Source organism: Micromonospora sp. NPDC005163 (genome assembly GCF_053599835.1).
Window position 1 is genome coordinate 14396 of the sequence record NZ_JBSFYP010000065.1, and the last position, 22373, is coordinate 36768.

Sequence of the window (22373 nt, forward strand, 5' to 3'; positions counted from 1 at the left end):
CCCAGGTAGGCATCGAAAAAAGCGGTGCTCAGAGTGGGCGCCTCACCGGGTGATCGGTTCGAGGCGTACCCGATCCGCAGATCGCCGTCGGCGGCGGCGTCCTCGTCGGGATGGTCCTTTCCGCCCGTTCGCCGGCACGGGCCGGGAGGGGGCGCCGTCGCCCCCTCCCGGGAAACCCGCGGTGCTACTTGCCGGACTCGTAGAGCGCCGTCACCTCGGCGGCGCTCAGCGCACGGTCGTAGACGTGCACCTGGTCGATCGTGCCGTCGAAGTAGTCGACGGGGTTGCCGCCGAACTTGCCGCGGCCGATGACCAGGGGCCCGGTGGAACCGTCGCCGAGGCAGGCGCTCGCCTGCCCGGCGAGTTGCCCGTCGATGTAGAGGCGCAGCTGGCCCGTCGCCGCGTCCCGGACACCGACGAGGTGGTACCACTGCCCCGCGGCCGGGGTGGTCGGCGCGAGGGCCCGCACCCCGGCGAAGCTCATCGCGAACCGCCGGTCAGCGCCCGAGTACTGCAGGTAGAAGGCGCTGTTCGAGGCGCCGTCCTGGCTCACCACCGTCTGGAAGGCGCCACCCGCGCTGTCGAGCCGCACCCACGCCGAGGCCGAGTAGCTGGCGGTGGTGTCGAGGATGGTCCTGCCGGTGTCGACGTACTGGTTGCTGCCGTTGAACAGCAGGCCCGAACCCGTCTTGCCGGCCGTCCAGGTGGGCCCGGCGACCAGCCGGCCGTCATTGTTGCCCGCCTCGTCGTTGGCCGTGTCGCCGGCATTCTCGTCCAGCGGCCAGTAGCCGACTCCGGTGAGGCCGGGCGTGCCGGGCGGCGGCGGAGGAACGTTTGCGCCGGTACCGTCGGCCGAGCGGATGACCGCCTCGTTCACCGCGCGCACCTGGTCGAAGTCCATCTTCTCGACGCGCCGGTCGTAGGTGAAGAAGCCATTGACCTCGTGCTCGACGTCGGTGATCTGGGTGTAGACGCCGGCCGAGACCCCGCAGGTGTTCGCTATGCGCAGCAGGTCGCGCTGGTTCTCCACGTACCGTCGGGTCAGCGTTTCGGAGTCCGGCGCCATCCAGTACGCGCCGCCCTCGCCGAACCACATGTGACCGTCGACCTCGAGGCCCATTCCGCCGTGCTCTCCGTCGACGGCCACCCGGTCGGCGGTGGGCAGTGGCGACGCCGGACCGAGGTACTGGTGGTGGTCGATGATGTCCCCGCGTCCGGAGTCACCGAGGGAGTCGCAGCAGTTCACGCCGCTGTGCGCGTTGACGAGCCGGGTCGGGTCCTGCTGCTTCACCGAGTCGGCGATGCGGCCGGTGGCGCCCCGGTCCCACTCACCCCAGCCCTCGTTGAACGGCACCCACACCACGATCGACGGATGGGCGGCGTGTTCCCGGATCATCTCGCCGAGCTCGGATTCCCACTGCCGCTGCCACTCGACCGGCGGGCGGCCGGGCTTCGTCGCGGGCATGTCCTGCCACACCATCAGCCCCAGCCGGTCCGCCCAGTAGTACCAGCGGCCGGGCTCGACCTTGATGTGCTTGCGGACGGTGTTGAAGCCGAGCACCTTGTGCTGCTCCAGGTCGAAGCGCAACGCCTCGTCCGTCGGTGAGGTGTTCAGCCCGTCCGGCCAGAAGCCCTGGTCGAGGGTGGACATGTGGAACAGGATCTTGCCGTTCAACGTCATGCGAAGCTTGCCGTCGGCGCCCTTCGCCTTGCCGATCTCGCGCATCCCGAAGTAGGAGCCGACCTCGTCGACCCGCTTGCGGCCGTCGAACAGGCGTACCCGGAGGTCGTAGAGGAAGGGCGAGTCGGGTGACCACAGCTTGGGCTTGGCGATGGGTATCGTCAGGTCGGTCCCGGCCGGACCGGAGACGCGCGCGACGGCCTTGCGTCCGTCGTACGCCACGGCCTCGACGGTGAGGCCCTCGGCCCCGGATGTGGGGTTCGCGCGCAACCGCAGGGACTTGTCGCCCAGGTCGGGCGTCAGGTTCAGCGAGTCGATGGCGCCCGTGGCCGAGACGGGCTCCATCCAGACCGTCTGCCAGATGCCGGAACTGCCCTGGTAGAAGATGCCCCGGTCGCCGACCCGGCGCTGCTTGCCGATCGGCTGGAACGACGCGTCGGTCAGGTCCTCGGCCCAGACGATCAGCTCCTGCTGCCCGCCGGGCCGCAGTGCGTCGGTGACATCGGCGTCGAAGCCGTCGTAGCCGCCCCGGTGCGTCGCCACCTGGTGGCCGTTGACCCACACCTTCGAGTCGTAGTCGACCGCGCCGAAGTGCAGCACCAGACGCTGGCCCCGGCCGACCTGCCACTGCTTGGGCACGGTGAAGGTCCGGCGGTACCACATCCGGTCCTCGTGCCGTTGGATGCCGGAGAGGGCCGATTCGATGGGGTAGGGCACCAACACCCGCTCGGCCAGCTGCTCGCCGACCGGCGGAGCCTCGCCGGCGGCCGCACCGGCGAACTCCCACACGCCGTTGAGGTTCTGCCAGCGGGACCGGGTCAGCTGCGGCCGCGGATATTCGGGCAGCGCGTTGGTGGGTGAGACGTCATCCGTCCACGGCGTGGAGAGCGGCGGTGTTCCCTTCGTCCAACCGGTGTCGGCGTCGGGTTGGGGCGCGGCGGTCGCGGCGGTCGGCGCTGTGGTCGCGACCAGGACGGCCGCGGTGGCGAAGGCGAGGAATGGCCAGCGTCGGCTGGAGGCGCGTCGGGTCATGCGGTCGGCCCTTCGGGAGTGCGGACGGGGGCGGCGGCTGCCCGTGGTGCGCTCCGAGGGTGGGCGGTCGGGTCACTGGTCGATGTTCCCGGGGCGGGACGTGCCCGCTGCCGGATCCCACCACGCGCAGGTCACGGGCTGAACCCATTCCAACGTTGTTCTGACAGTGATGTCAATAGATATCGACAAGACTGAGCCGATTCGGCCACCACCGAACACGCTCGAACAGCGGGCAACCCTGGCGCTGACGGGTCGGGCGGGGAACTCGGCCGCCGGGCTCATTGGAGGGTCCTATCGATAGTCGGCGAAAATTCGACGTTCCACGCCATCAACGGTGATGGCTCCGCCGTGGGGAAGGATCCATTGCGGTCGGGTGTGGCCGAAGGGGATGCCGACGCAGACGACTGCCTCCGGGTTGTAGCGCGCCACGACGTCGACGACCGTGTCGCGCTGCTGCTCGCGTAGCCGTGCCCGATCCGCGGCAACGGGCCGGCGGGTGTGGTCGGAGACCGGCGGACGGGCGAGCAGGACCGCGTCGACGGCGCTGAGGATGCCGCGTTCACCGAGTGAGCGGACGATGAAGCTGACATCGCGCGCAGGGAGGAGTTCTTCCGACGTCTCGATGATCAGCACCCCGCCCTGCAGAATCTCCGGGGGAAATGGGAAGCGTCCCGCCGTCAGGATCCACTGGATGACTTCCAGGCAGCCGCCCCAGGTGGTGCCGGTGACCGCGCGGCGCGGCCCGTACCAGCTCCACGGCTCCGTCGGTTCGCGTTCTCCGAAGGATTCCAACGCTTGCGGATTGGCCCAATCAATTCCGACATCTTCGGACTCGCCCGGATCGGTGATCTCCAGCCGCTCCCCGCTGAGTAGCGCCGCTCGCAGCGACCGGGCGTGGATGTCGTCTACGGCCGGCCCGGGGCCAAGGTGCACCTGAGAGGATCCGCCGTAATAGCTGGCGATGCCAAGGCCCCAGAGCCAGTGGTGCACGTTGGTGTTGTCGCTGGTGCCCAGGAACGGCTTCGGATCGGCTCGGGCGAGGTCGGCGTCCAGATGCGGGATGACCGTGATCTGGTCCTCGCCTCCGACGACGGCGAGAATGCCGCGCACCTCGGGATCTGCGAAGGCGGCGTTGATGTCCGCCGCGCGCGCCGCCGCGGTCGCACCTACCTTGCGGGTGGTTGGGTATTCGACCGGAACGAGGCCGGTCACGTCAGCAAGCCGTCGCATGGCCTGCTCGTGGACTTCGGGATAGGCACCTGCTGCAGCGAAGGACGGCGAGAGGACTGCGATGTGGTCCCCTGGGCGTGCCTTTTGAGGACGAATAGGATCATGCTTCATGCCGAGATCCAACAGGTGCGCCAGTTCGTGCGCATCCCATTTGGGGCGGGTCACCGCGTTGGCCTGGATTTACCGTCGCTGTGTTGCCCGGGCGTCAACGGGCGAGCCGTACGGGGTGCCACCTTCAACCGGACGGGTGCCAACCCGGTGCCAACTCGCCCCGGACGGTGCCCTCACCCTGGATGGGACAGCCGCCGTCACGCTGCTCCGATGCCGCCGGAGGTAAGGAGCCAACGGCATGCAGGCATTTACATCTATGCGCCGGCCGATTACGGTGATCGCAACTCGAGTACCCAGTGGGTTGCAACCCTCACAGAACGTAGCTGCCCCTGCCTACGCGCGGGCAAGCACCACGTGACACGGGAGATTTGCCTTGGGTTCCGACGTTCGACAGCCCTCATCCGGTCAGTCACCAGCCTCCTCTCACTCCGCCGCCGTTCAGCGGTCGCTGGGGAGAGAGCACCTCCGCCGACGCCCGCGCCCGCTCTTCATGGTGGCGGCCCTGGCAGCGGGGGCCCTCGTCCTCGGCGCCACGCCCCTCTGGGGGTCGGACCGCGCGGACCTCCTCGACGGCGCGGCCCTCTCCTCGACCCCCACCTACACCGTCGGCCTGCAGCCGCCGCAGGATCCGGGGCCGTTCCCCGGCAGCGTGACCCCCACGTCCCCCACCATCACCATCGCCGGCCAACGAGACGGCGAAAGCACGTTCAAGGTCGTCAAGTACGACCAGGTGCAGCCGAAGAACCCCGGCCAGATGGACTTCGACCACTACCACACCGGCATCGAAATCCAATGGTGGCTGCGGAAGTGGGCACACGAACGTCCCGACATCGTCGACCTGCACATCGTCGGGGAGAGCTTCAGCGGCCAGCCGATCTACCAGGTGACCATCACGGACAAGTCCACCGGCGCGGACACCGACAAGCCGGCGGCCTACTTCGAGGGAAACCGGCACTCCGGCGAGGTCTCGTCGGCCGAGAGCTCGCTGTGGCTGGCGCACCACCTCATCACGCAGGCCGGCCGCGACCAGAAGGTCGACAAGCTGCTCGACGACAAGACCGTGTACATCCGTCCGGTCAACAACCCGGACGGGCACGACATGTACCTGTACACCGCCCAGACCAACCGGTCGACGGTGCGGCCGTACGACAACGACGGGGACGGCAAGCGCGACGAGGATCCGGGTGAGGACCTCAACGGTGACGGGTACCTGAGCCAGATGCGCCAGTACGTCGGCGCCGGCAAGGGGACGCACGTCGTCGACGAGCGGGACCCGGCCGGGAACGCCATGCTCAACGTCGGCGCGGGCAAGGGCGACTACCTGATGTTCTCCGAGGGTACGGACAACGACGGCGACGGTCGCTACGACGAGGATGGGGTCGGCGGCCTGGACCTGCACCGCAACTACCCGTACAACTGGCACGTCATGCCGGAGGACGACGCCACCGACCGGAACCTGACCCAGGGCGGCGCCGGCGAGTACCCGTTGTCCGAGCCGGAGACCCGGCACGTCTACACCTGGCTGATGTCGCACACCAACATCGGCGCCGTCAACAGCATGGACACCCGGGTGCCCATGCATCTGCGGGGGCCCTCGACCTGCGACCCCGTCGAGTGCATGTACTCGACCGACCGCAAGCTCTACGAGCACTTCGACAAGGCGGGGGTCTCGTTCACCGGCTATCGGCATGCCGGCAGCGTCTACATCGACTACGCCACCCGCAACGGTGGCCAGCCGACGCCGCTGTTCGGGCACGGCCCCGACTTCGGCTACTTCCAGTACGGCGCCATCTGGTACGGCGACGAGATCTGGAACGGTGGTGACTTCACCGACTACGACAAGGACGGCAGGTACGCCGACTGGGAGCGGTCGCGGTGGTGCGCCGAGAACGGGCGGACGAACTGCTTCCTGCCGTGGACGAAGGTGGAGCACCCGACGCTGGGGGCGGTCGAGATCGGCGGCATCAACCCGAAGTTCTGGTCGCAGAACCCTTCGGCCGATCTGATCGGCGGGTGGGCCACCAACCAGGCACGGTTCAACCTGTATTTGACCGAGTCCCTGCCCCAGGTCGACCTCAGTGACGTGAAGGTCAAGAAGCTCAAGGGCGCTCAGGGTGACGGAGCGACGCACGAGATCACGGCTTCGGTCCGGAACACCGGCCGCATCCCGACCGCTCTCGAGCAGGCGAAGGAAATCAAGATCGTCGCTCCGGACACCGTGAAGGTGGAGGGCGCGCGCGCCGTCGGAACCGCACCCCAGTTCTATCTGGACGGCGGTGACCGGCAGAAGGTCCGCCTGCGGGTCGTCAAGGCCGCCACCGACACCATCACGGTGAAGGCTGTCAGCGTCCGGGGAGGCCTGGACTCCGCGTCGGCACGGCTGAACTGATCGCTCGAGAGGTCCCCGTCCCGCAGTGTGGGGCGGGGACCTCGCCATGTCGGCTCTCCGAAGGCGGCGACGAGAGGATCCGGTCGGTCTTCTGCGAGTCGATGAGGAGCGCAGCCGCGCGGTGGACGACTTCGGTGCACTGGGCTGCTCGGCAGGGACTGATCGTGGACGCGGGACGATCGTCCTACGCGCGTGCGGTGGCCGAGCGCAGGAGTGCGCTCGGCCACCACGACCCACGTCAGGTCAGCGCTGACCCCCCAGGTACATCGCGTTGAACAGCAGCCGGTAGGTGCCGTGCGACTGGGCCCGGTGCTGCGGCTTGAAGCCGATCATCACCACCTGGCCGTCGCCCACCTTCGCGGTCACCACGGCCGCCTTGCCGCCGATGACGTCCTCGCCGAGGAGGAAGCCGCTCTTCAGCAGCTTGGTCTTCGGCCAGGTGGCCGCCACCGTGACACCCTCGGCGCCCTCGTCGACCTCGAACGCCGGGCCGTTGGCGACGAACGCCGACGCGTTCGGGCCGAACCCGGCGGCGACCGGGTCACTGGCGTCGAGGTTGAGGTTCAGCACCGACCCCGGGATGTTGTAGGTGGTCTCCGGTACCCCTTCGGTGACGTCCTTGACCGGTACGCCGAACGCCTTGATCGGCAGTTGGGCGGCCTTGTTCAGGGTCACCACCGTGCCGCCCGCCTCGACGAACGCCTTCAGGTTGGCCACACCCGCATCGGTCATTCCGCCGGTGTACTGCGGCGGCAGCGAGCCGGCCGCCCGGCCGTTGCGCATCGAGTTGTAGGTGGCGTCGGGCAGCACGATCGTGTCGAACTTCGCCCGCAAATCACCGGCCCGGACCGACGCGTTCGTCAGCTTCTCGTACTGAAAGCCGAACTGGTCCAGGATCAGCCGGGTCCAACCCTCGTCGTAGTTGTTGAAGCCGTCGTACAGTCCGATCCGAGGCGCGACGAGTTCGGTCACCTTCGCCGGCTTCGCGTCCACCGCGGCGATGCTGAGCCCGAACTGGGTGGCGAGCCGCGTCACCCGCGCGTCGGTGCCCGGACGCGGTGTGACCAGGAACGTGCCAGCCGGCAGCTTGCCAGTGCGGGTGGTCACCTCAGCGCTGCTGTGGAAGACCTTGTCCCCCGCCGCGAGCAGGGCGTTCACGGCGGCCGAGCTGTCGTTGACCCGGGGGTCGAGGGCGTACGCGTACTTCGGCGCACCGGCCACCGCGCCGGTCGGCACCGTCGGCCAGTCGACCGCGACGGTCTCGGCCCGCACGGCCTGATCGAGCTTGTTGACGGTGACGCCCATCTGGAACGAGAGCGTGTATCCGGTGATGTCGTACGGCGGCTCGAGCGGGCCGCCGGGGTAGAGCCGGCGATCCGGGTAGACCTGCGGGTTGAGCAGGTCCAGCACCGCCGCCCGGTACGGCTGCGCCTCCCGGACGAGGTAGCTGCCGGCCGGGTACCTGCGGTCGCCCACCGTGAACGGCTTCACCGCGCGCTCGACCCGGATGTTGTTCCAGCGCAGCTTGTCCACCAGCTTCGTGGCAGTCGGGAAGTCCGCCTGATCCGCGGGGATCACGTAGGTGGTTCCGGCGCCGTTGCGCCCCCCCTCCCGGGCCATCTGCGCCGAGCCGTAGAGCAGGGCCTCGCGGTCGTCACTGGCCACGCGCAGCATCGCCCACGAGGCGGTCTTGATGTAGTCGCAGCTCTGCGACAGGTGCCACTCGCCGCCCTTCCAGGGGCTCGGGTAGAAGACCGAGGGCTCGCTGGTGGAGGTGCCGTCCGCGAAGGTCTTCGGGAAGGTCGCCGGGTCGTAGACCCGCGGCGTCGCCGAGGCGTGCGCGGTCTCGGTCAGGATGCCGATCTGGTTGTGGTAGTACGGCGCGGTCCGCGCGCCGCCGTTCCACCAGATGTCGTACGACTGGCGGGCCAGCGCGCCGCCCTTGCCCTCGCGTTCCAGCCGCTGGCCCATCGCGTCACCGACGATGTTGACGCCCCGGACCACCTGGGGGTGGATGTTCGGGTTCAGCGGGTCCTCGTACGGCGGGATGCTGATCCGGGCGGGGAAGACCGCGGACTGGTGGACGTTGTGCATGACCTGCGGGATCCACTCGTGGAACAGTTGGCGCCCGACGTTCTGCGTCTCCTGCAGGTTGAACATGTACCAGTCACGGTTGTTGTCGTGTCCGGCGTACTTCTGGTACAGCTCGGGATAGCCGGCGTCCTGGTAGGGCCCGCCCAGGTTCTGCCGGTACCACTCGGCGACCTTCGTTCCGCCGTCCGGGTTCACGTTCGGCACCAGCAGGGTGATGAGGTTGTCCCGGATCTCTCGCGCCTCGGACGTCTCGCTGGTCACCAGATCGTACGCGAACTGCGGGGCGGTCTGGTGCCCGGCCACCTCGGTGGAGTGGATGCCGAAGTCGACCCAGGCGATGGCCTTGCCGCCCTTCGCCAGCGTTCGCGCCTCCGACTCGGAGAGCGAGTCGCCCTGCGAGAGGCGTACCGAGGTCTCCCGGTAGCGCTTGAGGTTCGCGTCCTTGAGGTTCTTCTCCGACGAGACGATGGCCATCAGCTGCGGCCGTCCCTCGCTGGTCTTGCCGATCTCCACCAGCTTCATCCGGTCGCTGGCCTTGTCGAGCTTGCGGTAGTAGTCGGCGATCTGCTCGTAGGTGGCCAGCTTGTAGTCGGTACACGGCGCCCAGCCGATCACCGACTCCGGCTTCGGTACCCGGTTCGAGGCGGTAGCGGTGGTCGCCGACGTCAACACCGGCGTACCGACCAGAGCCAGCGCGCATACGACCGGCAGCGCCGCCCGAGAGACTCTTCGTTTCACCTGATACCCCTTCGCAGTACAGGACGGAAAAGGGTCCGGCAGGGGCGGCCGCGCCAACTCGGATGGCTTGATTCAACAGGCTTCGATCGATGTCTGGAGCGCTCAGGGTGGCAATTGAGGAAATCTTGAGCCTCGCCACCCGCAATGAGGACAAACGAACGGCGGGCATCGACTGCCCGCCGTTCGCACGTTACTGGCTGAGCTCGGCGACCTCCTCAGCCGTCAGGCGGAGCACTTGGGCCGGAGCCGCACCACGCGCGCCGGCGTCGGTCGGCGGGTCGGCCGGCCGCCGCAGATGCCAGTCCGTCACCGCCTGGTAGGCGGCCACCACAGACAACAGCCGGTCCTCGGCGTACGGGAGGCCGCCCAGGATGGTGCCGATCGGCAGCCCGGCGGCGGTGGCCCCGATCGGGAAGGCGATCTCGGGCAGGCCCAGGATGTCGAAGGGCACCGGGTCGGTCTGCACGACCACGTCGCAGCCGTCGAAGAGCTCGTTGAGCACCCGGTCCAGCAGCAGCAGCTTGGCCCGCTGAGTGGTGATGAACTCGTTGCCACCCAGCAGCGCTCCCTGCAGCCAGCTGGTCACCGACACCCCGAAGCCGCGCAGGTCGGTGCGCAGGTAGGGCATGAACGGCTCGGTGCGCTCGGGCAGCCGGGCGTTGTTGAAGGTGCTGCCGGTCAACAGGCTCCACTCGTCCGGCAGCGGCACGTCCACCAGGGTGGCGCCAGGGATCGCGGCGAGCTGCGCCAGGTACGCCGCACGGGCCAGTGCGGTGGGCGAGGTGCCGTTGGCGAAGCCCGGCAGCACCCCGATCCGGGTGTTCCAGCGCAGCTTGACGCGGCGGCGGTGATAGACCGGGCTGGCCGCGTCGATCAGGTCGGGCACCTGGGGCAGGCCCTGGCTGCGCGGGTCCATGGAGTCCTCGCCGGCCATCGCGGTCAGCATAATCGCGGCGTCCTTGGCGTCCCGAGCCAGCGGTCCCGGATGGTCGCGGGTGTAGGTGAGCGGGATGATGCCGGCCGCCGAGACCCGGCCCATGGTCGGCTTGAGGCCGGTCAGGTTCTGCGCGTTGGACGGGGCGGTGATCGAGCCGCCGGTCTGCGTGCCGATGCCGGAGGTGGCCATCCGGCCGGCGACCGCGGTGGCGGTGCCGGTGGACGATCCGCCCGGGTCGATGCCGCGGTTGGTGGGCGCCCAGGCGTTCACCGTGGTGATCACACCGGCTGGCGTGGTGGCGCGGGTGGTCGCCAGCGGGCCCATCTGGGTTTTGCCGAGCACGATCGCACCGCTTGCCTTCAGCCGGGCCACCGCGGTCGCGTCGTACGGCGGCACGAAGTCCTGGAACAGGAAGGAGTTGGCGGTGGTGGGGACTCCTTCGGTGTAGTAGTTGTCCTTGATGGCCAACGGGATGCCGTGCAGCACGCCGTCTCGGGGCCGGCGTGCGGCAGCTCTCGCCGCCGCGATGGCGGCGTCGGCGAGCACCAGGTTGAACGCCTGGTAGCTGCCGTCGTACCGGGAGATGCGGGCCAGGTACGCCTCGACCAACTGCTCCGGGGTGAGGCTGCCGGCGCGGATGAGCCAGGCTGCCTCGGCGATGGTCAGCTCGGTCGGCTCGGCCAGTGCCGCCGGCCGGGGCTCGGTGTAGGCGTTGGGCTGGTCCAGTGGCCGTCTCCTCGTTCCCGGCCCGGTGTTGGTGGACAGGCTGCTGCTCGCCAGCGCCACCGAGGGCAGTCCGACGGTGGCGCCCACGGTTGAGGCGGTGGCCAGCGCGGCAGCGCGGGCCAGAAATGCCCGGCGGTCGACCGTACGATCGAACGGTTCGGACGTCATGCCTTCCGCCATTCCGTGCTGTTGGAGGGGTATAGGACCGGCACGTGCTGCTGCGACAGCGCGTTCGCGACCTCGGGATTGGTGCCAACGGGTGCGGGTAGCTGGTATGCGGCGAGCGTCGCCACGGTGCCCCGCACGAAGGAGCGCAGGGAGGCGAGCACGGAGTCCCGGCCGGGCGAGCCGGTCTCGGGGTCGGGGGTGGTCCCGGGCGGAAGTTGGTCGAGGTCGATGCCGAGCGCGGCGAGCCGGGCGCGGATCAGAACGTTCAGCTCAGCGTCCGTCGGCGGAGTAGGTGCCATGACACTCCCAGGGATGTCGTGTGATCCGGTCGAGGTGGACTGACCGTAGGCCGGGCGCCATTCGCGACAGCCCGCTGTGGGCACAAGTTGCGCAACATTTGAGTTTGCCGATCACCAGCGCCCAGCGTCGTGATCCGCGTGCTCGTTCCGGTGGCCGCGCACGGCAGCCCGTCACCGGCCCGCAAGGGCCGGTGACGGGGTCGGTGAGCGTACGGGGTGGACCGTCAGCGGGACGTGTCGGCGAGCCGCTTGTTGTAGACGTCGAACGCCACGGCGACGAGCAGGACGAGCCCCTTCACCACCGACTGCATCGACTGGTCGACGCCCATCAGCTGCATGCCGTTGCTCATCACCGCCATGACGAGGCGGCTCCGTTGCGTTGAGCGTTGCCAAGATCGAGGCAGACTTGAGCAGTGAAGTCATCGACCCGACCTGACCCGTTGCTGCCTCCGAAGTCGGCGTTCGCCGGGTTCCGGTTCCCGCCGGAGGTGATCGTCGTCGCGGTCCGCTGGTATCTGCGCTTCATCGGTTAAGACCGATGCGCGGACTACGAACGGACAAGACAGCGCAGGTGATCATCGCCGGACACGCGTTCATGCAGAACCTCCGCCAAGGACACTACGAACTCGCCATCGACACCCCGCCGACCACGAAAGTCGCCGCCGCGTTCACCGAATTCGCCCAAGCGCAACGAACACCCGGGCACGCCGTGACGAGGGGCGGTCAGCGATCTGGTGTCCCGAGTATGACGGTGAGGTCTTCTTCGGCCGCCAGCACAGCACCCTCGAACTCCAGCTGCGCGGCGGCCACTGCGACTGCCCGGTCATTGCCTGGCCAAAAGTGGGTGAGCATCAGTCGGCGGGCGCCCGCCCTGCGAGCCCAGTGACCGGCCTCGGTGGAGGTCATTAGATTGCGTGTGGGCCGGTTGGTCTCGCCGTCGCGGTCGGTGGCCTCGACGATGAACAAGTCGGCGTCGCGGCCGAGTTTGGCCAGCACGGGGGTCGGGCCGGTGTCTCCAGAGTAGGCCAACGCTATCCCGTCAGCTTGTATGCGGATGCCTGCGTTTGACACGTAGTGCGGGAGTGACAGTCCGGTCAGGTCGAACGGCCCCACCCGGTAGTTGCCGGGCAGCGGATGCATGTCGAAGACTGCGTGTAAGTCGACGTCCGGCTCCAGGCCGCTGATCCGGTCGAGCACGCCTGGCGGGCAGTACAACGGCAGCCGTGGTCCATCGAAGTCACCGTAGAACCGCATCCGGAACAGCCCGTGCAGGTCGATGCAGTGATCGGGGTGCTCATGGGTGATGACGACAGCGTGCACTGCACCATCTGGCCAGTGCCCGAGCAGCCGCGGCAGCGTGGCGTAGCCAAGGTCAAGCACCAAGCGGTAGCCGTCCCAGTCCACGGCGAAACCGCTACAGGCACGGCCGGGCTCGGGAAAGGCACCAGAACTGCCAAGCACGGTGACCTGTCGCATCCGCACAGGATGCCAGACCGCCAGCTATTTATCCGGCCTGGGCCTTCGAGAGTGGAGTGGATGACAGGCGCCGAATCCGCACTGTCAGTTCGGAAGGTGCGGATCCTCGTCGGTTCGGGCCAACGCCCAACTGAGTCCCCGCCGCTAGCCTCGATCTCGCGGTGACCACCGAACGTTCTCTGACACTTGAAACACCGCTGAGGCCACCAGTACGCCGGAGGCCTACTAAGCCAAAGCTGGCCCTATGTTTACGCCATCCCTTTCCAAGGTGAGCCCCGATGCGTAAACGTGAGACCGGCCCACATTGCGATGCCGACTTGTCAGACGGGGCGGCAATCCCCACGACGACCGTGGCCTGTTCTGGCGGTGTCCCGAATGCTGTGGCTGCTGGCATCGCTGGTCCGAAGGCGACGCGCGCCGCGCTAACAGAGCGCCACTTTCGATGCAGAGGGATCGTGCCCAGATGATCTTCACCCTGAAGCACTGGAGAGACGGGTTACCTAGAGAGCTACTTCGGTCGTGGTCACCCGGCAATACTTCCGTAACCACGCGCGTGCTACCGCGCAATCGGCTCGTGCCCGCATCTGCGGCGCGGCACCTGCGTGAGCGTCGCGCGATTCTCAGCAGAGCGCGACGCTGCCCCGGCGTGGACGCCGGGGCAGCGATCTATCGAGCCGCTCAGCGGTCGCCGATGCGCTCGTGGCCCTGGTGCTTGAACTGGTAGCTGCGCTCGGCCTTCTTGGCGTTCACCGCGATCGTTTCCGACGGGAAGGCGTTCTTGACGCGCGCGAAGTACCAGACGGCGTGCACGAGTGTGTTTTTGAACTGCTCCAGCGAGCGCAGTGCGTTGCCGTTGAGGCTGTCTGCCTGTTGCTGCGCGAGCACCGGGTTCGTGGAGTACGTCTCCATCGTCGAGGCCGGCGGCTGCCCCGTGACCGTCGAGTACGTATCGCAGTCCTCGTGGTAGCAGGGGTCGAGCTGCTCGCCCAAGACGCCACCGTACTTGGCGACCTGCTCAGCGGTCTTGTGCGCCTCGGCGCCGGCGAACACACCACCCGCAGGAATGCCGCGGTTGATGAAGCCGACGTAGTCCGAGCGGCCGTCGAACGGAATCGTCTCGCTGGCCATCCCGCGCTCGGACCAGTAGTCGGTGAGCACCCGCTCGATCACGCCGGAGCCCGCGGGCCCGGCGAGCTCAGACCCAAACGTCGAGCCGTCGCCGTCGTAGACGAGCCGCGCGAAGTTCGGCGAGGCAATCATGTCGGTGTCGAGCATCATGTCCGTACGCGCGACCTCGGCATCGGAGAGGTGGGCGGCGTAGTACTGCGAGCCGACCAGGCCGTCCTCCTCGCCGCCGAACCACAGGAAGCGGATCTTGTTACGCGGCGGTGTGCCCGCCTTGGCGAGCTGCTCGGCGAGCTCGAGCTGGAACGCCGTGCCCGAACCGTCGTCGTTGACGCCTGGACCCGCCGGCACCGAATCCAGATGCGCGCCGAGCAGCACCATGTGGTTCGCGTCACCGCGCTTGGTCTCGGCAACCACGTTCGGATACAGCTTCTCCTCGTCGACACCGTTGGTCGTGAGGTTGACGGTCGGGTTCTGGCCCGCCTCGTACGCGTTGTAGAGCTCCTGACCGACGGCGAAGCTCGACAACACCGCAGGCAGCGGGTACCCAGACGAGGCCGAGCGGAACAGCGCGTTGCGGCGACCCGCTGTGTCGCCCTCGTTGAAGAGGATCACCCCGACGGCGCCCGCCTCCACGGCGTTGTCCAGCTTCTGGGTGAACCCGCACGTGCCGCGCTGGATCAGCGACACCGAGCCGTTCGTCGCCGCCGGAAAGTCCGACATCTCACAGCCCGACGTGGTCCCGCCCGGGCTCGTGATCACGATGTCGTCCGTCGGGACGACCTTGACGTTCGTCAGCGACGTGGTCGGCGAGTGCTCGAAAGCGATGAAGTCGACCGACGGCGAGTCGTCGTCCGCGGCGCTACCGGCGACATAGGACTTGCTCGTCGGGGAGACCTGCTGCAACACGGGCGCCGCGGTCTCACGCCACTCCGGCATGTTGAACATCTCATAGCGGACGTCGTAGCCGGCCTTCTCCAGCGTGGCCTTCACGTAGGCCGCCGACGCGGTGTAGCCCGGCGTGCGCGTGTAGCGCGTGCCGCCGTTGAGGTCGGCGATGTTCTGCAGCGCCTGCTGATGTTCGGTGATGCCCTCCACGGTCACCAGCTGCTCTAGCCGGGTCGAATCAACGTCCGGCGGTGCTGCAACCGCCGGCGGCGCGCCAATGAACGCAACGATGATGGCGGCCGTAGCCGCCAGACGCACTCGATGCATCTCCTCCTCCTGACTCTTGCCTCCTGACGCTTGCCTCCTGACTCTTGCCTCCTAACTCCTGGGCAGCAACCCCCTGTTGGCCACAACCCTCGACTACCTGTCGTCTCTCCCATGTGGCGGTCACCAGGAGGCTGCACTCATCGAAACCAATGGCCCGGTTCTTCGCCCAACACATCTTCGGCGCCAGCCGCAACGCCAATATCGCCGCCGCCCCGGCCGGCACCCACGTCGAGATCCACGTCGGCCAGGACCAGTACCTCGACCTGGAGAACGAGGCGTTCGCGGCCCTCACCCGCGACGGAAGAAGATGCGCCGTTGGACCGAGGCCGTATCCGCCGCTGCGGTCCACCGGCCCCTGGCTGCTCACGGTCTGGGCAGGTGTCCCAGGTTTGCGAGGTGGCCGCGGTAGTCGTCGAGCAGTGCCGCGTCGACGGGTGGGCAGGCGATGCCTGCTCAGGCGAGGGCGATCGCCGGCAGGTCCCTGTGTAGTCGCGGCGCCCATTCCCACCGGCTGGCGGGCAGCAGGCTGGCGCGAGCGACGGCCGGGCCCGCCCACTCGCAAGGTGGGCGGCCCCGGCCGCGCGGCTCGCCCAGCGTCAGCTGGCGCAGCTTCCCGGCCGGGCTCTCGACGCTGCCGTCCGGGGCGTCGCCCGACGGTGATCGCGTGGGCACCGCAGGTCAGTCGTGGCGGTGACGCACGATGTAATCGATGTAGCGGATCGTGTCCTCGCGGCCGTCCTCGTTGATCGAGTCCCACAGGTCCGCCAGCCAGTAGAGAGAGCCCGACAGCCGAGACCGCAAGCGGGTCACGGTGTTCATAACGCCGGTGGGCCGGTATGACGCTCACCCGCGTCGGCCTCAGCATGCCCGATCGTTCCGCAACGCCTCGTGATGCACGCCGAGCTGCTCGGTCAGGCGCCGGATGACCGACTTCGGGTCCGACGCGCGGTACAAGCGCACAGAGCGCTGGCGTAGCTCGTCGGGGTAATCGTTCGGTACTGCCACGGACGACTTCCTCCCGCGGCCATCAGGCCATGATCAAAAAGCTCCATGAAAGCGGGGGCGGCCCACTTCCAAGCCTGTTAGCCGTCACCGAAGGTGACGGCTAACAAACCTGGTGCGGTGCCGGTGCCGGAGTGTCGACGATCTGGCAGGTCAGGTGACCCCGACGTTCAGGTAGAAGTGGCCGATCTTGAGCGAAAGCGAGGCGCCTCCGAAGTGGTGAATGAGCAGCGCCAACAGGATGACGATCAAGATGCAAACGACGAGCCAAATCAGGAACCACACGAACCCTGGGATCCCGTAGCGACCGACGCGAGCCATTAGGCTCGCCCCCTCGCGGTTGGCGCTGCAGCACACACCGCCACGCATGGACGTGTCGGCTGTCGGTAACTGCGCCCGACGCTAGCGGACGTCTCCATACAGCCTCCTTCATTGAGGTGTCGCGAAATTTCCCTACCGAAGCGCGCGTCAAACCGGGGAGGGAGGAGCCCGCTTCAGGATGCCGCCGGGGCCGCGTTGTTGACCCTCGGCTCCCATAGCAACGGGCACGCAACGGGCACGACCTTGGCCTCGTCCGGTGGGGCTGCTGATTTCCGAGGAGGGTTGAGGTTCGGGGGGAGTTCCCCTCGTGGTCCCGGTGGTCCCAGCGTGGCCGCCGGCCCGGCGGATTCCGGCTGGAGGTCGCCAGCAGGCCGGGGCCGAGCCGGCGCGCCCGCTTTGCGGGCAGCCGTGACGAAGCGAAGAGCTCGGCAGGGAACAGGGCTGGCCCGTGGCTCGACCGCGGTCAAAGGAGAGCTTCCGGACGGCGCACTTGACCGGCATGGTCCCCAGGAAGCCAGCAAGGCCGGCCCGATGTTCGGACCAGCCCTCTGACCTGCTGATTCATCCTGTCGGGACGGCCGGATTTGAACCGACGACCCCTTGACCCCCAGGCAACGATCAGGACCCGTCAACCTGCCCCAACGTTCGTCTTAGGCTGGCGTCCGCGTCCTTCGTCGTCCACCAGCGTCCAGGCGTGTACGCCCGGATCGTCACTCAGTTAGTCACCCAGGCGAGCGTTCCCACGCTGCTGCCGGGCACTGGCTGGTAGGCATCGTGCTCGGCGTAATAGATGACAGCTCCAACGGCCTCCAACGCTGTCGGTTGTCGTCCGTCACGCCAAAGCGACCACACCTCTACGACCTCGCGGGCGAGATCCACCTCAAGCAAGTACTCATGATGACGGGCAGGCTGCTCGTCGTCGTACACGTGGGCCAACGAGTCGGCCAGCCACGGCCTACTCGCGTAGATCACTCCACCATCAAGTTGACCTAGGCCCTGCACTACCTCGCTCAGCGGTCGCTCACGCACAAGCGGCACCTTAGACCCGATCGTGTGCGGGGTCTGCTGCACCGATAGGTGACAGTTTCAGTCACGCGGCCTGACTGGCCGGTGGGGTCATGATGGTCTCGTACTCGAGAGGGGTCAACCGGGACAGGGATCGTTGGCGTCGTCGGCGGTGGTAGGTCCGTTCGATCCAGGTCACGATCGCGGTCCTCAGCTGCTGCCGGGTCGTCCAGGTTCGGCGGTCGAGGACGTTGTTCTGTAGCAGGCCGAAGAACGATTCCATAGCGGCGTTGTCGCCGGCGGCGCCGACTCTGCCCATCGACCCGATCATGTGATGCTGGTGCAGGGCGTGGACGAGCTTCCGGCTTCGAAATTGCGACCCGCGGTCGGTGTGCAGCACGCAGCCGGTCACGTCACTACGGCGGGCTACGGCGTTGCGCAGGGCGTTGACGGCCAGCCTCGATTTCATGCGTGAGTCGATGGAGTAGCCGACGATCCGGTTGGACCACACGTCCTTGATCGCGCACAGGTAGAGCTTGCCTTCGGCGGTGCGATGTTCAGTGATGTCGGCCAGCCACAGCCGGTTCGGGCCGTCGGCGGTGAAGTCCCGGCGCACGAGATCGTCGTGCACCGGAGGGCCGACCTTGCCGCCCTTGCCGTGACGCTTCTTCTTCCCGAACGCGCTCCACCAGCCGTTACCCGAGCAGATCCGCCACGCAGTCCGCTCCGCCATCGCCAGTCCGGCGTCGCGGGCGGCATCGACCAGGAACCGGTAGCCGAACTCCGGATCATCACGGTGGGCGTCCACCAAAGCGTTCGCCCGGTAAGCGGCAACGAGTTCAGCGTCGCCGACCGGCTGGGCGAGCCACCGGTAGTAGGGCTGACGAGCGATCTTCAATACCCGGCACGTCACCGCCACGGGGATACCGTCGGCGGCCAGCTCGCTCACGAGCGGGTAGAGCCTTTTCCCGGCAGATGCGCCTGCGACAAGTACGCCGCGGCCCGGCGCAGGACTTCGTTCTCCTGTTCGAGGAGCTTGATCCGCTTGCGGGCCTCGCGCAGCTCGGCTGACTCGCTGCCGCTGACACCCGGCTTGACTCCCGCGTCAACGTCAGCCTGGCGCAGCCACTTGAACAGCGTCATCGGGTGAACTCCGAAGTCCTTCGCGATCTGCTCGACGGTCACACCCGGGTCACGTTCACGGGCCACCCGCACGACGTCATCGCGGAACTCACGGGGGTAGGGCTTGGGCACAGCGACATCCTTCCAGCCCGCCACCAGGGCAAGCCATCTCAGATGTCACCTATCGGTGCAGCAGACCCACCGTCATAGGCGCTGCTTCGGAGGATGCATGGCTGGGATGCTGTACTACCCGTTCGCGAACGCACCCGTACCGGTACTTCAGCAGGCGATCCTCTATTGGGACGATCTCGCGACGGTCGTTGCTCCGGGCTGGGAGAACCGGCTGAGCACTCGCATGCGGGAGGTTCGGGACGCCGGCCTCTATCGGCCGCTCGAAGCTAACGTCGCGTTCGGGCCCTATGAGCTGAGCGAGATCGAACGGGAACTCGAGCATGCGCTGACGCAGGTTGCGGGCGACGACCTTCTCCCGCCGGCTGAACCGCCGATCGGCGAGTACGGCACTCTTCACGTCGACAAACTGCACGAGAGCGTGGTTAAGGAACTGTTGCGGCGACAGCTGGTGTACCCGCACCCTGGAAGCCCTTCCCGGCTGGTTGCCGCGCCGGCGTTGCTCGACATCGTGGTCAGCCTTATCGCCGGGCGAATCGCTGCCGACCACAACAGCCGATTTGGCTGTACCGCCCGGGACGGATTGCGTCCGCACACCGACCACGATGTTGCTCACCGCCTCGGCACCGAGCCGGCATCGGGCTATGACGTGACGGCGTGCTGGCAAGTCGACGTGGGCCCACTTTTTCCGGTGCCACGGGCGGACGTGCGGACCAAGGATCTCGTGCGCTTCAGGACGGACTACGACGCCGAGCGGCAACGGCTTTTGCTTGCCGTCGATGAGTTCTGCATCAACTGAAGCAAGCAGGCCGCCATCCGCAAGATGCCTTCCGCTTGCTAGAGCGAGAACTGACCAACGCGCTGGTCGACCTCCGGGCTGCGGCACGCGCGAGGAGGCTGAGCATGGTGACCCGCCCACTCGCGGTCACCGTGGCGCTTGGTACTGCTGGCTTCGGAGCAGTCGCCCAGCAGGAGTTGGCCGTTCCTTTGGCGGTCTTCTCGTCGTTGGCAGTGAACATCGCCACAGGCCAGACCCGGCACGGCGGTAGGACTGCGTTGGGCAATCCGGCCGACTACTCATACCTGCACCGCGCGGAGAAGCTTTTCCAAGACGCCGGTCGATAGCCTTTTGGCTTGCCATGGACCGCGAGGTTGACTGCGGCGATGACAGCAACCGCATCGGACTGATGGCAGGCGGGGCAGCACGAGCCGGACAACTGCTTCGAGCTGGCGACGATTCACAGACGCGGACGGACCGGTGCACAGGGCTTGTAGGCGGGGCGTCGCCTCGGAGGGTGACCCAGGCTTACCGAGGAAGCGGGTTGGTGACGTAGACGCCCTTGCCCTGCCGGCCGTCGAGCAGCCCCTCGGCTTTGAGCAGGAGCATGGCGGCGCGGATCACCGTGTTGCTGACCTTGTAGTGCTCGCAGAGGGCGGCGAACGAGGGCAGCTTGTCGCCCGGCTTCAACTCGCCGGAGCTGACCTGCTCGCGGATATCCCGGGCGACCTGTAGGTAGGCAGCTTCAGACATAGGTGGTGCTCCCAGCTTGGCGGCTGGTGCAAGCAGACCACATCGCGGGCTCGACTTACAACGCTATGTGTTGCAGCTGTTGACCCTGCGCACATTGCGTCCTAAGTTGCTTCTGGGGCTACCCAGCTTGGCGGCCGGGTCGTCCTGCCGTGGGTGCCCTGTCTCCGGACACGGCTGACTGGGTGCCCACGGGACCCCAGACGTCGGCGGGAGGCGTGATGAACAGGCCGAACGATGCAACTGGTCCGACGATAGATGACGTGCAGGACGCCGGCTGCCACCAGAGGCGGGACAACAGCCGGCGGCGCGTGTCCTACGACGAGTACGTCTTGGCGGCGGCGCTGACCCTCGCCCGCCGGCACCGGCCCGTTTGGTCATGGCAGCACTGGCGGCGCATCTGCCGCTGCGGAAGCGATCTGCCCTGCCGAAGCCGTCATCCCATCCCGATCAACCGCGGCCACTGGCCGAGCCAGGATGCACCGCGATGACGACACACCTTCCGCTCACCCCGGCCTGGGCCTGCGGCGGCTGCGGTGCCGACTGGCCCTGCCAGACCCGACGGCGGGAGCTGCGAGCGGAGTACGACCACGCGCCGGTGTCGCTCGCCCTCTACCTGGCCGCCCAACTCGTCGACGCCACCCAGGACCTGGCCCACGTCCCCGCCGGCCACCTGCACCACCGCTTCCTCGGCTGGACCCGATGAGCATCCTGCGACCCGGGGACGAGAAGTTCCACTACAGCGACGGCTCCCACCGATGGATCCCACCGGAGCCCGACTACGACCAGGAAGTCTGGGACGAGCAGGTCCGCCAGCACAAGCACGGCCACCTGAGAAACGAGCGCCCGAAGGTCCGCATCCAGCGGCTGTTCTGACGCCAGCAGTACAGCAGTGAAGTACAGCAACCGTGCCAGCCGAACCGGGCCGAGACGCACGCCAGCAGGCGGGATGGCCTCGCACCACACCCGATCCGGCCGCCCCGCCGGCAATCGGGGTTTAGGGGCGGATTTTGGAGATCACTGTTCAGCGAATTACCCAAAGAGACCAGCACAAGAACATCACCATCACGCAGAGCGGACAGCTCTCAGTTGATCTCTGGCGTCACTCGCAGCGTCGAAGGTGGCAACCCCAGGGGTGACGTCAACCGCCCGCGATTTGGGCTACGCCGAGATGCGACTGCATTCGCCGGGCGTCACTCTCCGTCGCGCCCTGTGTCATCGGCGGCCGGAAAACCGCCTCAATGACGGTTGACGAGGAACTCAAGCTGCTTGCGCAGTTTGTCCGCGCCCTCGATGTTCTCCGCGGTGTTCATCGGTCCAGCGCCTCGCATCTTAGGTCGCCGGCACATAACCCACCTCTACTCAGCTGGTCAATGGCAACGCCCGCCGGCCGATCCACGTGAGCCTCACCGACTACGCTATAGCCGAGCCCGCTTGCCCTCTACACACTCCCTACGCCAACCGGAACCTAGACCGAGTGGGACGATCTTGCGGACCCTAGTGAATAGAAACCGCGAAGTCGATCTCTAACGCCGCAGGTCAAGAAGTCTGCTCCCCGCGCACGCGGGGGTGATCCCGTGCCGCCGACGGCGAACCCTGCCGAGGTTGGCTGCTCCCCGCGCACGCGGGGGTGATCCCGCCATGAGCAGGCCGACAGCGCCCAGCGACAGCTGCTCCCCGCGCACGCGGGGGTGATCCCGCCCCCGCCACCCGCTTACCGACCGACAGCGTCTGCTCCCCGCGCACGCGGGGGTGATCCCGCGATGCGCGGCGCCTCGGCCACCTCGGCCAGCTGCTCCCCGCGCACGCGGGGGTGATCCGTCCTGGTTGAACTCCAGCGACACCGTCCAGTCCTGCTCCCCGCGCACGCGGGGGTGATCCCAGAACGCCTCCGGGTCGGTGGTGTTCTGCGCGCTGCTCCCCGCGCACGCGGGGGTGATCCCCCAGGTGACTGTCAAGCCCCGGGTTTGATGGAGAGTTGGTTAGCTGGTTTTCAGGGCTGCGGTGACCGGCTGGGTCATCGCGTGTAGGGCCTCGTGTTCGGC

The 22373-nt window shown here is 67.6% G+C and carries 18 protein-coding genes, 1 pseudogene and 1 CRISPR repeat array; of the genes and pseudogenes, 5 read left to right on the forward strand and 14 right to left on the reverse strand.

The window, feature by feature from the left end:
• Nucleotides 1-184 precede the first annotated feature (184 nt).
• Nucleotides 185-2713, reverse strand: coding sequence for a LamG-like jellyroll fold domain-containing protein (locus tag ACWD6N_RS30515; protein ID WP_387330469.1), 2529 nt, complete (start codon nucleotides 2711-2713; stop codon nucleotides 185-187).
• Between the two features lie 291 nt (nucleotides 2714-3004).
• Nucleotides 3005-4054 (reverse strand): LD-carboxypeptidase, encoded by a 1050-nt coding sequence (locus ACWD6N_RS30520; protein WP_354968585.1) that lies wholly within the window; start codon nucleotides 4052-4054, stop codon nucleotides 3005-3007.
• Between the two features lie 493 nt (nucleotides 4055-4547).
• Here ACWD6N_RS30520 and ACWD6N_RS30525 point away from each other — a divergent pair, with 493 nt between their 5' ends.
• Entirely contained in the window at nucleotides 4548-6443 is a 1896-nt protein-coding gene (locus ACWD6N_RS30525; protein WP_387330471.1) for a M14 family metallopeptidase, read from the forward strand.
• Nucleotides 6444-6686: 243 nt separating this feature from the next.
• Here ACWD6N_RS30525 and ACWD6N_RS30530 read toward each other — a convergent pair whose 3' ends face one another.
• From ACWD6N_RS30530 to ACWD6N_RS30545, 4 genes are all read right to left on the reverse strand, one after another.
• The gene (locus ACWD6N_RS30530; protein WP_387330474.1) at nucleotides 6687-9275 is read right to left on the reverse strand and encodes a M14 family metallopeptidase; all 2589 of its coding nucleotides are present in this window, start codon (nucleotides 9273-9275) and stop codon (nucleotides 6687-6689) included.
• A 190-nt stretch (nucleotides 9276-9465) separates the two neighbouring features.
• Nucleotides 9466-11106 (reverse strand): amidase, encoded by a 1641-nt coding sequence (locus ACWD6N_RS30535; protein ID WP_354968575.1) that lies wholly within the window; start codon nucleotides 11104-11106, stop codon nucleotides 9466-9468.
• The gene (locus tag ACWD6N_RS30540) at nucleotides 11103-11405 is read right to left on the reverse strand and encodes a hypothetical protein (protein WP_450005634.1); all 303 of its coding nucleotides are present in this window, start codon (nucleotides 11403-11405) and stop codon (nucleotides 11103-11105) included. Before ACWD6N_RS30540 ends, ACWD6N_RS30535 begins: the two co-directional genes overlap by 4 nt.
• A gap of 224 nt (nucleotides 11406-11629) precedes the next feature.
• Nucleotides 11630-11764, reverse strand: a complete 135-nt coding sequence (locus ACWD6N_RS30545; RefSeq protein WP_450005636.1) for a hypothetical protein — start codon at nucleotides 11762-11764, stop codon at nucleotides 11630-11632.
• A gap of 167 nt (nucleotides 11765-11931) precedes the next feature.
• Between ACWD6N_RS30545 and ACWD6N_RS30550 the strand changes: the two are divergent.
• Nucleotides 11932-12093: pseudogene (locus ACWD6N_RS30550) on the forward strand (IS6 family transposase); the annotation flags it as partial.
• Nucleotides 12094-12128: 35 nt separating this feature from the next.
• On the opposite strand, the gene ACWD6N_RS30555 reads toward ACWD6N_RS30550, so the two are convergent.
• The 7 genes from ACWD6N_RS30555 to ACWD6N_RS30585 all read right to left on the reverse strand — a co-directional run bounded on the left by ACWD6N_RS30555 (nucleotide 12129) and on the right by ACWD6N_RS30585 (nucleotide 18803).
• Nucleotides 12129-12881, reverse strand: a complete 753-nt coding sequence (locus ACWD6N_RS30555) for an MBL fold metallo-hydrolase (RefSeq protein WP_354968574.1) — start codon at nucleotides 12879-12881, stop codon at nucleotides 12129-12131.
• A gap of 678 nt (nucleotides 12882-13559) precedes the next feature.
• Entirely contained in the window at nucleotides 13560-15221 is a 1662-nt protein-coding gene (locus ACWD6N_RS30560) for a M28 family metallopeptidase (protein WP_450005639.1), read from the reverse strand.
• A 453-nt stretch (nucleotides 15222-15674) separates the two neighbouring features.
• Complete coding sequence (locus ACWD6N_RS30565) at nucleotides 15675-15893, reverse strand: hypothetical protein (protein ID WP_354968572.1); 219 nt, start codon at nucleotides 15891-15893, stop codon at nucleotides 15675-15677.
• Nucleotides 15894-15899: 6 nt separating this feature from the next.
• Entirely contained in the window at nucleotides 15900-16040 is a 141-nt protein-coding gene (locus ACWD6N_RS30570; RefSeq protein ID WP_387331066.1) for a hypothetical protein, read from the reverse strand.
• Nucleotides 16041-16376: 336 nt separating this feature from the next.
• Nucleotides 16377-16508, reverse strand: coding sequence for a hypothetical protein (locus tag ACWD6N_RS30575; protein WP_387331063.1), 132 nt, complete (start codon nucleotides 16506-16508; stop codon nucleotides 16377-16379).
• Nucleotides 16509-17258: 750 nt separating this feature from the next.
• Nucleotides 17259-17573, reverse strand: coding sequence for a hypothetical protein (locus tag ACWD6N_RS30580; RefSeq protein ID WP_450005642.1), 315 nt, complete (start codon nucleotides 17571-17573; stop codon nucleotides 17259-17261).
• Between the two features lie 61 nt (nucleotides 17574-17634).
• A protein-coding gene (locus ACWD6N_RS30585) for an IS3 family transposase (RefSeq protein ID WP_450005651.1) occupies nucleotides 17635-18803 on the reverse strand; the annotation gives its coding sequence in 2 pieces (ribosomal slippage) (nucleotides 17635-18516 and nucleotides 18519-18803; 1167 coding nt in all).
• A gap of 106 nt (nucleotides 18804-18909) precedes the next feature.
• On the opposite strand from ACWD6N_RS30585, the gene ACWD6N_RS30590 reads away from it, so the two are divergent.
• Nucleotides 18910-19599: a hypothetical protein gene (locus ACWD6N_RS30590; RefSeq protein ID WP_450005643.1), complete on the forward strand. Its 690-nt coding sequence runs from the start codon at nucleotides 18910-18912 to the stop codon at nucleotides 19597-19599.
• Nucleotides 19600-20106: 507 nt separating this feature from the next.
• Here ACWD6N_RS30590 and ACWD6N_RS30595 read toward each other — a convergent pair.
• Entirely contained in the window at nucleotides 20107-20331 is a 225-nt protein-coding gene (locus ACWD6N_RS30595; RefSeq protein WP_450005645.1) for a winged helix-turn-helix domain-containing protein, read from the reverse strand.
• Nucleotides 20332-20815: 484 nt separating this feature from the next.
• Between ACWD6N_RS30595 and ACWD6N_RS30600 the strand changes: the two genes are divergently transcribed.
• The gene (locus tag ACWD6N_RS30600) at nucleotides 20816-21034 is read left to right on the forward strand and encodes a flavin reductase (RefSeq protein WP_450005647.1); all 219 of its coding nucleotides are present in this window, start codon (nucleotides 20816-20818) and stop codon (nucleotides 21032-21034) included.
• On the forward strand, nucleotides 21031-21204 hold the full coding sequence (locus ACWD6N_RS30605) for a hypothetical protein (protein WP_450005649.1): 174 nt from the start codon (nucleotides 21031-21033) through the stop codon (nucleotides 21202-21204). The genes ACWD6N_RS30600 and ACWD6N_RS30605 overlap by 4 nt, the downstream gene beginning before the upstream one ends.
• A 672-nt stretch (nucleotides 21205-21876) precedes the next feature.
• Nucleotides 21877-22270: a CRISPR direct-repeat array (repeat unit 28 nt; unit sequence CTGCTCCCCGCGCACGCGGGGGTGATCC).
• Nucleotides 22271-22373: the final 103 nt, after the last annotated feature.